Source organism: Actinoplanes sp. TBRC 11911 (genome assembly GCF_012933445.1).
In the GTDB taxonomy this organism is placed as follows: domain Bacteria; phylum Actinomycetota; class Actinomycetes; order Mycobacteriales; family Micromonosporaceae; genus Actinoplanes.
Window position 1 is genome coordinate 1 of sequence record NZ_JABBNC010000013.1, and the last position, 11,557, is coordinate 11,557.

An 11,557-nucleotide genomic window follows, 5' to 3' on the forward strand; every position below is an offset into this window, starting at 1 on the left:
GTCGGTGAGGCACTGCACCAGGCCCTGGCCCTGCAGCTCGCCCACCTTGACGTTGTCGAACGACACATAGTAATCCGCGCCACCGTTGAGGGTGAGGCGGTCGTAGTCGATCGTGGCGATACCGGCCTGCTTGGCCTTGTCGAGCACGGCCTTACCGGAACCCGAGTCCAGGTTCACGATGATCAGGACCTTCACACCGCTCGAGATCATACCGTCGGCGATGGTCTGGAACGTGGTCCTGTCGCCCTGCGCGTTCTGGATGTCGACCGGTACACCGGCCGCGTCGAACGCGCTCTTCAGATCCGTGGGGTCGAAGGTGCTCCAACGCTGCGAGCTCTTCGTGTCCGGAAGGATCACACCGACCTTCCCGGCAGCGGCGCCACCTCCGCCGTCGCTGCCCGAGTCACTGCCGCCGCCACAGGCGGCGAGACCACCCGCGGTGAGGACGCCGGCGACCGCCACGGCGAGAAATCTTTTATGCATTACAGGATGTCCTTTCAATGCGACCGAAACCCTGCTCGCATCCGCCGCGGCGGGAGCAGCCGGTCGTTAAGCGCGATAAGCTTGAGGAACGGTAAACCGTGTCACGATGAACTGCCACATATGAGTTGTAGGAGTCAGGAACTGTATTTATTTAATTGCATGGACAAGCAATCATACTGAGTGTTCTCTGTCACCTTCGCTAGGTGGACTTACAGGTCCGGTTACAATTAGGCGGCGCCATATTCGAGTCGGAATCAACGGCGCGGTGTGGGTTGGGTGTTCGCTGGGCAACGGCCGACAGTCACGCGTGCCGAGAAGCTCAAACCACAGGCTGGGCTGCGCTTCGAGCTGCCCGGCGTTCGCTTGAGCAAGGCGCTGCCGGCCATCCAGGTACTGGTTTCTGGATGGCCGGCGGCGATCAACCAGAATCTCCCCGATAACACATGGAAACAGTCCCGCAACGCCGAGATAGGTGACGTGTGACCTCTTCTCCTGGGGAGGGGTCTATTCGTCTCCGTGCTTCGATCTGTAACCGATGAGATCAGCCGCTGCCCTCGCAGAAACGGTACATGCGCAGACCCGGAACTCGGCAGAACGTTGGACGCCGGCGAGAATGTAGTCTCCAGCGACCGGGGGTTACGCCGAGCGAGATATACGCTCCGGCAGCAAGCCACGGCCGACCCCGAGTTGCGTGAGCAGGCGGCCCGCCGGTACCCAGCGTCCCCGGCGGCGGCTGTCCGGGCGGTCGCCGATCGCGGGTTCATCCCGAGGCGTTGCGGTTTGGATGACTCAGATCGAGACAGACCCCAGGCACCTACGCCGTATTCAAAGCTGGTCGAACGCCGCAATGACCGAGCACAAGCAACTGTCTACTGTGCCACAAACGTGAAGAACCGTGCTTCGAGCGCGTCTACGAAGGTCTCCGTCACCACGTAACGGCAGCGAACGAAGGGCCTACCAATGACAACGCATGAATCCACCTCAGCCGGGAGCCGACCGCGCAAGCACTTCGGCCGAGCCTTTGGAATCGGCATCCTCACCGAAGTCGCCGCCGCTGTTGTGACAGTCATCTCTGTCATAGTCAACTTCGACGAAGAGTTCGCGCTGCTGGATGATTTTCAGTACGCGCTGCTGGCGAACCTCATCGCACTTGTCATCGATGTCGTTCTCGCGGCGGTCCCGGCACTCCGCAGAGGCGTAGGGTCAGCGCCGGGGGTGCTGCTGGGCTGGCTGGTCGGTCTCATCCTGCAGGTCGTCGCGCTGGTGATTTTGGTGCTGGCGGGGAGCTTCACCTGAGAGTTCGTCACGCTGTGGGATAAAGCGCGCGGACCACACCCCAATACCTAACTGCACGCCCTGCATCGCTCCTGGACACCCGAAAAGCTCGTCGCCGACCTGCTGGACGCTTGCCAACCCGTCGTGCTGATCGCCTCCGGCACCGGCGCAGACGGCCAATTCGCCGAAAGGCCGGCGATTATCGGTTCGACGGGCGACGGGTTCTTCCACCGACCGGGACATGGCGGGATTCTCTCGACGGCGCCGCGGGTCGATGTGGACGAGGCCGAGTGGCTGTTGCGAGACGCGAGTAACGGCACCGAACCACCGCCGCACCTCTAGGCAAGAAGGGTCGGTGCCATGGACGTCTTCGGCGTCGCGATCGGCTGAATGTTCTGATCAGTTCGCCGTGATCGAGGCCAGCAAGCTCGACAGGAAGCGTAGCTGCTGGTCGTTCAGATGATCGAAGAAATTGCGGCGAGCACTCGCGACATACGCATGCTCACTTTGGGTCAGGCAAGTACGGCCCACACCCAGGAGGACGGCGTTCCATCCACGGTGGTCGTCGTCATCCGGTTCCCGGACGACGAAACCACGCTTTTCGAGCTTCGCCACCACCCGGGAGATCCGGCCCGGAGTCACCCTGAGCGACGACGCCAATTCCGCCAGTCGTAGGCGTCCGTCGACTGCCTGCGACAGCCGCCACAGCGCGACATACTCCGACAGGCTCAAGTCGCTTTCCTGGCTGAGGTCGTGATCGACCATTCGCTGAACCGCCTGCGCGACTTGGACAAAGCGCCCGAGAACGGCCCGTTCCTCGGAAGTCAGCAAAGACCTGTTTTGCGTCACTGCCAACCGACCTTGGACCGAGCTTCGAAATCCATGATAATAGTCCTCAGAACGTGAGAAAGAATCGGGCTTCGAAGTTTTCTATCGTGTTACTGCGGCCATTGTCAAGGGCAGACGATCTATGCCACCTCGGTGAATCATCGAGGGCGTCAAGCGTTCGGACGGCATGACCGAAAAACATTTCTCAGCGATCAGCATGACGTCGGAGCAATGGCAAATATGGATCACCGACTACAGCGATCAATGGTTTGAGACGGCGGACGATGACGACCTCGAGCGTGCCGACCTGACGGCCACGGGACTCACCAGCCCCTCGGCCGGAGATGATGCCATCGCGAGGGTCGAAGCTCGGCTTGGGCAGCGGCTGCCTCCGTCGCTGCGGTCCTTCTATCAGGTGACCGACGGGCTGCTTGAAGCTGATGCGTTCGGTGAACGGGTCCTGTCGCTGACGGAAGTAGGCTGGATGCGCGACAGGTATGCCGATCTGCTCGACACATGGCCCAGCAGTAGTTCGGACGTCGAACCCGATACGCTGGAACTCATGCGGCGGGCGCTGCAGATCGGTGACGACGACGACGGCGCCTACTGGCTCCTCGACCCCGAAGAGCGGACCGGCGATGAATGGGTCGCCTATGCTTTCCGAACCACTGACGGCACTGAACCGGAACGCTACGACAGCTTTGCCACCATGATGTTTGCGCAGCGGACGGCGCTCGACGAGCTTCGCAACCGGGAATGACCCGTGAAGGCGATTACCGGGAAGCTGGCGGTCACCAGAGGACGACCCCGCCGCGCTCACCGTATTCCACACATATGACTAAAACCACAAGGCGTTCCTGCCGGCACCACGCCCATCAGATGACCTGCACGAATGCGGTGCGAGATCGCTTTTCTTGACTCCTACATTTCATCAGTGGCTGTTTTCGGGGAGTAGGCGTAAAGCCCTCGACATGGACACTGATGGGTGTCCTTTGTGGTGAGTAGCCCCACAGAGATGCTGCTGAGTTTCTAGCTTCAATGTACGTCTCCTTCTCGCCGGGACGGCTTGAGTCGTTCCGAGCGAGAGGAGATGAGTCTTGAAACCGTCATCCGCAGCACGGTTGCTCGGCGTTGCGACGGCAAGTGCCGTCCTCGCGACGAGCACCGTGTCCACACAGGCGTTCTCCGCGCCGCCGAAACCCGGATCGGGCGGCACGAATGCGCAACGCCATGCCGATTACGACAGCCGCGAGTTCGTCCGCGTCGCAGAGGCCCCGGGGCCGACGGGCCGGATCGTCCCGTGGCCGTCCGCGACCGCCGTCACGACACTGCATGACCAGCTCGGTGTACAGGGGATCGTCGCGATCGACCACGCGACTGATACTCCCCGCCAGGTGGCACGACTGGACGGGTTCCTGACCGGGCCCAGCAAGAAAACGCCGGTCGACGTCGCGCTTGGCTACATCGCCGCACACCAGGACGTCTTCGGTCTCGATAACGCGGGGATCGCCGCCCTCAGGTTGCGGGATGACTACACTGACATCGAGGGCACTCACCACCTCAGCTTCGTCCAAGAAGTCGGCGGCGTGCCCGTCTTCGGCAACGGTTTGAAGGCGCACGTCGTCAAGGACGGCAGCCTGCTCCAGATCGACGGGGCTCCACTGAAGTCGCTGCCCGCGGCTGCCGGCAGCCCCATGCTCAGCGCCACGGCCGCCCACGCGAAGGCTGTCGCCGACGTGTCGGGCAAGGCCACCGCCACGGTTACGAGAACCTCCTCCGACGCAACCCGGGCTGCCAGCTTCAGTGACAGCGGCGCGACGTCGCTGGTCTACTTCGCGACCGCGGCTGGGCCGCGGCTGGCGTGGCAGACGCTCGACCTGGCCAACGGCTACCAGGAGGTGATCGATGCGACGTCCGGCGACACCCTCTACCGTCACGACCTGACCCAGGCGGACGCTGCGGACGACGGCAGTGTGTGGGCCGACTACCCCGGTTCGCCGCGCGGCGGCACCCAAACCACGGTTGACCTTAGCCGCTGGCTACCACCCCGTGCTACGACTCTTGACGGCAACGTCGCGCACGTCTACTCCGATGTGAACGACGACAACGTTGCGAACCCGAACGAAGAGGTTCAGACGCAGGGTCGGCGGGAGTTCAACTTCCCGTTCCAGAGCTTCGCCAAGACTGTGGGACAGCCATGCTCTGCGGCGTTCGAGTGCTCCTGGAACTCGACCGTCCCGAAGTCGTGGCAGGCCAACCGCCAGCAGAATGCTGTGCAGTTGCTCAACTACGTCGGCACCTGGCATGACCACCTGGCGGCCGCGCCCATCGGCTTCACCCGGGCGGCCGGCAATTTCGAGGCGATCGACGGTGACGCCCTGCAGGCCCAGTCGGATGACGGCGCGAACACCGCGAACGGTCTGCCGGATGCCGCGCATGCGGACAACGCCAACATGATGACCCCGCCCGACGGTGTCTCTCCAGTCATGCAGATGTACCTTTTCCGGAGCCAAGACGGTTTTCTGGCCGGCAACGGGGGCGACGAGGCCGACGTGGTCTTCCACGAATACACACACGGTCTGTCCAACCGTCTCATCATCGACGCGGAGGGCAACTCCACTCTCTCCGGCAGCGAGTCTCAGGCGATGGGTGAGGCCTGGGGGGACTGGTACGGCCTGGACTACCTCGTCGATCAGGGACTGGAGAGGGATACCGCGACGATCGGCGACCTGCGCGAGGGCAAGTACCTGACGCACGGCGGCACCGTCCGTAGCGAACCGACCGATTGCACTGTCGGCTCGCCGGCGAGTGCCTGCCCAGGGACGCCGGCAGCGGGACCGGGCGGATACACGTACGGGGACTTCGGAAAGATCTTCTCCGGTGGGCCGGAGGTACACGCCGACGGTGAGATCTGGGCGCAGACCCTGTGGGACCTGCGCACGGCAGTCGGCAGCACGAAGGCCGAGTCGCTGGTGACCCGAGCCATGGAGCTCTCGCCGTCGAACCCGTCATTCCTCGACGAGCGCAATGCGATTCTCGCGGCCGACCTGGTGGTCGACAACGGTAAGCTGCAGAAGACAATCTGGTCGGTGTTCGCCAAGCGCGGCATGGGCTACTTCGCCGCGAGCCTGGATGGCAGCGACTCCCAGCCGGTCGAGGATTTCTCGATGCCGCCGGCGCCGAACACGCCGCGCGGAACCGTGACCGGCAAGGTGACCGACGAGGACAACGGCAAGCCGGTCGACGGACTCACCGTCGCCTTCGCCGGGCACAACTCGGGCTTCGCCGGTGACTATGCTGCCGCCACGACTGCCGATGGCACCTACCGGATCGCCGGCGTCCTTCCCGGCACGTACGGGAAGGTCTTCGCGCGCGGCGCCGGATACGACCTGACGACCAAGACCTTGACGATCAAACCAAACGCCACGCTGCGTACGGACTGGCAGGTGCGTAAGGATTGGGCCGGATCCAGCGGCGGGGCCTCGGTGGTCAGTGCCACCGGCACCGATGCCACGGCGTTCGGCTGCGGCCCGGGCCAGCTGATCGACCAGTCGCAACAGAGCGGATGGAGTAACGATGCCACGCCGACGGGTCAAACCGTCGTGCTGCACCTGTCCGGCACGATGAACGTATCCGAATTGATGATCAACCCGTCCGCAGTCTGTGGTGACGACCAGACGGCCGCTACCGCCGGCTACCGTGTGGAGACCTCGGCCGACGGGACCAACTGGACGGTGGCCGCCGTCGGCACCTTCCCGAACGGCGCGGCGACGCCGACTCCCATCACCTTGGCGGCGGGTACCGGTAATGCCATCGGGTTTGTCCGGTACACCGAGGTGACTTCGCAGGCTCAGGCCGCCGGCCAGTGCGCCACCGACCCCGGGCAGAGCGGTTGCCTGTTCGTGGACTCCGCGGAGCTGTCCGTCTACGGCACCGCTGCCTGACCGTACGACCGTTTCTCCGGCCGTCTCCAGCGGCCGGAGAAACGTCGAGCGCGGTTTGCCACGTAAAACGACATCAGCAAGCTTGAGATAGCGCTCGAAACCCGGGTCGAGACCACTGTGCGCGGCCGAGCGGGCAGCGGCGGCAGACGGGGTGGAAGCGAGCATCAGTACATCGCGGCGATGGGTGACGGCGGCCGAGTGCAGTCGCTCGCGGAAATCGCCGCACGCATGCAACTGCCGTCCCGCTGCGCGACGCGTGACAGCTGAACGTGCGGGATTCTCGGTACCGCGAGGAGCCAGTCGTCCGCCGCCGGTCAGTCACCAGGACGACGTGGGCAGCCAAGGGCGGAACTCGAGACTCTGTTCGCGCGTTGGGCCTCCGTTGGGTATCTGGCCGGCGAGGTCACGACCTCGCGGGACGACACCAGCGTTCACGGCGTACTCGTGCAACTTCTCAGCCGCATCGATCAGTGCCCTGACATCCGTCACCGCATCCGAGAGAGTCACGTAGGCGTGGTCGACGCCGCCGTCAGCAAGGGTCACGAGGTCTTCCGTAATCTGCGCCAGGCTTCCGGTGTATGGCGAACGTCTGCTGGTCGCGACCTCCACGGTGCCGGAGTAATTCACCTGCACCAGACATTGCACCGCGAATCCGGCCTGTTCCCGTATTTCGCCGAGCATCCGAACGATCAGATCCGGCGGAATCACGTTCGGCAGCCAGCCGAGCCGTCGCCGCACGACCCGGCGGAGCACCGGCGGCGTAGCACCACCAAGAAAGATCGGGATTGCTCCGACCGGCTTCGGACCGACGCGGCTCGGAGCAAGCTCGAACACGGAACCTTGGTATGACACCGGATCCGGGCCCCAGATCACGCCCGCGACGTCGAGGAACTCATCAAGGGCCTTGCCACGCTCCCGAAATGGTCGAGGCGCGACCGCGGCGTACTCATCCGGCGACCAGCCAGAGCCGATCCCGGCGATCAATCGTCCGCCCGAGGCGACGTCAAGCGAGGCCAAGCCCTTAGCCAGCCACACCGGGTGGTGCAGCGGCGCCGGGATCAATCCCGTCCCCAACGCGATTCGGGACGTTACCGCAGCCGCCTGAGCGAGCGTGACCAGTGGGTCGGAGACACGGTCGTAGTAGTCGGGCCATGGCAAGTCGGGTATGCCGTAAGCGCCGTGCTCGCCGCTCTGGTCGACAGGGGCAAGCAAACGCTCCAGCGCCCACAGACTGTCGTAGCCGATGCGCTCCGCCGCGGCCGCGAACACCGGCACATCGGCTGCAAGCCGGTATGGGGCCGCCTGAGGAAGGCTGACGCCCAGCTTGATCGACATGTTTGACGGCTCCTCGAACAACTACTGGCCTGGCTTCGCGCCAAACAATTTCTGGTGTTGGCCACGACGGCATTGCTGGGTTTCTGCCCGCACGACGGGACCGGGCCAGCCCACCGTAGATTGCCGAGAGCGAAAAGCATCCGTAGTTTGCCTTACCCTGCGATTTGCGCGCCCGCCATGATCGTCCATGTGCCCAACAAGCTGGCCAAATGCCGAAATTCAATTCGATGGTCTGATAATCCATATGACCCTGACGCGTCACGTAGATGGCAGGTTGTAAGCGCAGCCCTGAGCGCTGCGTTATTTGATTAGTCCTCTTAGCCACGAGGTGGCGTATGCATGCGGTGTTTAAACGGGTCTTCTCCCCGTTGGGCGGGATTACGTTGGGCCTGGCCGGGACACTGATTTTCTCCCATGGTTCCGGGAGTCCGGCCTTCGCCGCCGGTCTCGCGTCTGCCGCGGCTGGCGCTTCGACACCTTTCGTGACGGTCGAGGCCGAGTCCGGAACGCTAGGGGGCGGAGCCCGGGTGCGTGACATCGTGCCGGGCGGACCGGTGCCCACCTCGGCTACGCTGGAGACGGAGGCGTCGGGCTACGGGCTGGTGGAGCTGAAAAGCACCGGCGACTCGGTGACCATCACAAACAACACCGGCAAGCAGTCCAGTTCACTTGTTCTTCGCGCCTCGATACCGGACGCGCCCAACGGTGGCGGCCTTTCCGCGTCGCTCGATCTCTATGTGAACGGTCAGATGCGTGGCCCGATCTCGTTGAGCTCGGCACAGGCGTGGAATTACCAGAACTCGACCACGACCCCCGACGATCCGCACGGCGGCGGGCGGGCCATCGAGTTCTACAACGACTTTCCCCTCTTCCCGCTGCCCGGGGGACCGATCCCGGCGGGTAGTACGGTCACCCTACGCAAAGACTCCGCCAATACGGCTGCCGTCTACGACATCGACTCGGTCGACTTGGAGGACGTCGCGCCGGCTTTGACCCAGCCGGCCGGCTCGCTCAACGTCGTCGACTTCGGCGCCGATCCAACCTTCACCCGAGACTCCACGGGCGCCATCCAGAACACGGTTGACGCCGCCCGCGCGGAAGCCAAGACGGTGTGGATTCCGGCCGGCAAGTTCATGATGAACAGCCTTGCCTCAGGCGACCTGAACATCACCGGGGTGGACGTTCAGGGGGCCGGCATGTGGTACACCACGCTGTATCGCAAGGTTCCGCTGCCCACCCCGGCGATTTTCTCGTCCCAGACCCTGCTGGGTTCGGGCAGCACGCTCAGCGATGTCCAGATCGACGGCAACGCGCGCTGGCGAGGCACGGGCGGCGGTGCGAGCTCCGGCGTCCAGACCATGGGAACCGGATGGCACGTGAACCGGATCTGGACTCGGCACACCGACGCCAACTGGCTCTCCGGCAGCAACGGTGTGGTCGAGAACAGCCGCAGCAGCGACTCGTACGCCGACGGCTTCAATATCAACAACTCGAACGCCCCGAACCCGGACAAGCTTGGCCTCAACATCACGGTCCGCAATAATTTTGTTCGCGGAGCGGGCGACGACGGCTTTGCCACCGCATCCGACGCCGGCGCAACCGGGACCAACGGGCAGGTCGACGGTTCGAAGATCCTCAACAACACGGCTGTAGCGATCGTCTGGGCCAACGGCATCCGGATCGCCGGCGGCCGCAACATCCAGGTCATGAACAACCTGGTGAACAGCGTGTCGTCGAACAAGGCCATCGAGATCGGCGTGTTCGGCTCCACCGGGCGCCCGCTCGAGTCCGCCACGGTCAGCGGCAACGTAACGATCGGCGGTGGTGGCTGGAATGGGTCCCAGCCCGGCGGAGTTCGAATCTTCTCGCCGGACAAAAACTCGATGTTCCCGAACGCGACCACCAACGTCACGATGACCAACAACGTGCTGCGGGGCTCACTCACGGCCGGCCTCGTCATCGACCCCACGAATGTGAACGCCACACTCAACGGCAACACGATCGACGGGCCGGCCAAGGAGGGAGTTCTGATCAATGCTGGTGTCAACGGGAGCGGCATCTTCAGCGGCAACATCGTGCAGAATCTGCGTTCCGGGCAGACCGCTTTCAGCAACGGCTCGCCGAGTACCTTCGCGCTGAGCGGCACGAACAACAGCTGGCAGGATGGCGGCACGTCAAGCGTGCGGACCGGACAGATCACTGGATACGGCGGCAAGTGCATCGACGACGCCGGCGCGAACACCGCCGACGGCACCGCGATCCAGCTGTACGACTGCAACGGCAGTGCCGCTCAGAAGTGGACGGTGGAGTCGGACGGTTCACTGCGGGTCCTGGGCAAGTGTATGGACGTCAACGGTCAAGGAACCTCGAACGGCTCGATGATTCAGCTCTGGTCGTGCACCGGTGGTGCAAACCAGAGATGGCAGGCAACCGCGTCGGGCACCCTGGTGAATCCCGTATCGGGACGTTGTCTGGACGCGACGGGCCCAAGCAGTGCCAACGGCACCCGCTTGCAGATCTGGGACTGCACCGACGGTGCCAACCAACACTGGGCCCTACCCAAATCTTGAACGTTCACGGTGCTTGCGCGGAGATGAGCGATGGTTGCATTGTCCATACTCGACCTGGTGGATGTGGAGACCGGCGTGGAGCCCGCCGAGGCGCTGCGACGCAGCGTCGAACTCGCCAGATCCGCCGAGGCGTGGGGATATCGTCGTTACTGGGTGGGCGAGCATCACAGCTATCCAGGCTCGGCGAGTTCGTCTCCGGCGGTGTTTCTCACCCACCTGGCCCACGTCACCAGCAGAATCCGGCTGGGCTCGGGTGGGGTGATGCTTACCAATCACGCGCCGATTGTCGTGGCGGAGCAGTTCGGGATACTGAGCACATTCTTTCCCGGCCGCATCGATCTAGGCGTTGGTCGAGCGCCAGGCGCCCTTCCCGCGGTCGCGCAGGCGCTGCGGCGAAGTGCGGACGACGGTGCCCCCGACGCCTTCGCCGGTCGGGTGTCGGAGCTGCTCGGATTCCTCGGCCGCGGTTTCCAGCAAGAGCACCCGTACGCCCGTGACCACGTCTTCGCGATGCCGCCGGCACCCGGTGTTCCAGTATGGATGCTCGGCAACAGCAAGACCGGCGGCGAGCTGGCCGGCCTGCTCGGACTGCCGTTCGCGGCGGCATGGCACATCAACGCGCAGTCAGCCATCGAAGGCATCGAGGCATACCTGTCGTCCTTCCAACCGTCGCCGGCGTTGGTCCTGCCCTACGTGATGGTGTCCGTGACCGCGGTATGCGCGGACACCGGTATCAAAGCAATGAGGCTGGCCCGATCCGGGCCGTTGATGAGAGTGCTGATCCGCAAACAGCAGCAAACAGCCGTTCCCACTCCGGAGCAGGCGGCCCGCTATCGCTACTCGGCCGATGAACGCAGATTCGTCGACCAACTGCTCGGCGACGCGGCGATCGGGACGCCGCGGACGGTGCGCGCCCGGCTCACCGAGATTCAGGCCCAGACCGGAGCCAACGAGCTGATGCTCACGTCAGTAATTCCCGGCTTCACGCAGCGAATGCATTCCTACGAACTCATCGCCAAGGAGTTCGCCCTCTCGTAATGCCGACGCTCGTGGCAGGCAACACCAACGCCGCGGGAACGCGCCGCCGACCTGATCAGCAAGTGAAACCCGACGAGCTGGTGG

General features: G+C 64.0%; 10 protein-coding genes and 1 pseudogene. 8 read left to right on the forward strand and 3 right to left on the reverse strand.

Annotated elements, in window-relative coordinates:
• A partial coding sequence (locus HH310_RS19340) for a substrate-binding domain-containing protein (RefSeq protein ID WP_169176992.1) occupies positions 1–483 on the reverse strand: 483 nt, incomplete at its 3' end.
• A 276-nt stretch (positions 484–759) separates the two neighbouring features.
• On the opposite strand from HH310_RS19340, the gene HH310_RS19345 reads away from it, so the two are divergent.
• From HH310_RS19345 to HH310_RS19355, 3 genes are all read left to right on the forward strand, one after another.
• Positions 760–966: a hypothetical protein gene (locus tag HH310_RS19345; RefSeq protein ID WP_169176993.1), complete on the forward strand. Its 207-nt coding sequence runs from the start codon at positions 760–762 to the stop codon at positions 964–966.
• A 477-nt stretch (positions 967–1,443) separates the two neighbouring features.
• Complete coding sequence (locus HH310_RS19350; RefSeq protein WP_169176994.1) at positions 1,444–1,779, forward strand: hypothetical protein; 336 nt, start codon at positions 1,444–1,446, stop codon at positions 1,777–1,779.
• A gap of 123 nt (positions 1,780–1,902) precedes the next feature.
• Positions 1,903–2,100: a hypothetical protein gene (locus HH310_RS19355; RefSeq protein WP_169176995.1), complete on the forward strand. Its 198-nt coding sequence runs from the start codon at positions 1,903–1,905 to the stop codon at positions 2,098–2,100.
• Between the two features lie 57 nt (positions 2,101–2,157).
• On the opposite strand, the gene HH310_RS19360 is transcribed toward HH310_RS19355, so the two are convergent.
• A complete protein-coding gene (locus HH310_RS19360; protein WP_169176996.1) occupies positions 2,158–2,607 on the reverse strand; it encodes a MarR family winged helix-turn-helix transcriptional regulator in 450 nt (149 codons plus the stop codon).
• Positions 2,608–2,773: 166 nt separating this feature from the next.
• Between HH310_RS19360 and HH310_RS19365 the strand changes: the two genes are divergently transcribed.
• The 3 genes and pseudogenes from HH310_RS19365 to HH310_RS43870 form a co-directional block, all read left to right on the forward strand.
• The gene (locus HH310_RS19365; protein ID WP_169176997.1) at positions 2,774–3,346 is read left to right on the forward strand and encodes an SMI1/KNR4 family protein; all 573 of its coding nucleotides are present in this window, start codon (positions 2,774–2,776) and stop codon (positions 3,344–3,346) included.
• Positions 3,347–3,683: 337 nt separating this feature from the next.
• Entirely contained in the window at positions 3,684–6,530 is a 2,847-nt protein-coding gene (locus tag HH310_RS19370; protein WP_248294164.1) for a M36 family metallopeptidase, read from the forward strand.
• A 78-nt stretch (positions 6,531–6,608) separates the two neighbouring features.
• Positions 6,609–6,770, forward strand: a pseudogene (locus HH310_RS43870) (DUF742 domain-containing protein); the annotation flags it as partial.
• A 78-nt stretch (positions 6,771–6,848) separates the two neighbouring features.
• On the opposite strand, the gene HH310_RS19380 reads toward HH310_RS43870, so the two are convergent.
• Positions 6,849–7,865, reverse strand: coding sequence for a TIGR03619 family F420-dependent LLM class oxidoreductase (locus tag HH310_RS19380; protein WP_211192363.1), 1,017 nt, complete (start codon positions 7,863–7,865; stop codon positions 6,849–6,851).
• Between the two features lie 383 nt (positions 7,866–8,248).
• On the opposite strand from HH310_RS19380, the gene HH310_RS43875 reads away from it, so the two are divergent.
• Both HH310_RS43875 and HH310_RS19390 read left to right on the forward strand, forming a co-directional pair.
• Entirely contained in the window at positions 8,249–10,435 is a 2,187-nt protein-coding gene (locus tag HH310_RS43875) for a ricin-type beta-trefoil lectin domain protein (protein WP_248294165.1), read from the forward strand.
• A 30-nt stretch (positions 10,436–10,465) separates the two neighbouring features.
• Complete coding sequence (locus HH310_RS19390; protein WP_169176998.1) at positions 10,466–11,473, forward strand: LLM class flavin-dependent oxidoreductase; 1,008 nt, start codon at positions 10,466–10,468, stop codon at positions 11,471–11,473.
• The last annotated feature ends 84 nt before the right edge of the window (positions 11,474–11,557 follow it).

What these genes read in the sequence shown, in the direction of transcription:
- HH310_RS19350 (WP_169176994.1), top strand. Translation starts at nt 1,444, where the DNA reads ATGACAACGCATGAATCCACCTCAGCCGGGAGCCGACCGCGCAAGCAC.
- HH310_RS19365 (WP_169176997.1), top strand. Translation starts at nt 2,774, where the DNA reads ATGACCGAAAAACATTTCTCAGCGATCAGCATGACGTCGGAGCAATGG.
- HH310_RS19380 (WP_211192363.1), bottom strand. Translation starts at nt 7,865, where the DNA reads ATGTCGATCAAGCTGGGCGTCAGCCTTCCTCAGGCGGCCCCATACCGG.
- HH310_RS19390 (WP_169176998.1), top strand. Translation starts at nt 10,466, where the DNA reads ATGGTTGCATTGTCCATACTCGACCTGGTGGATGTGGAGACCGGCGTG.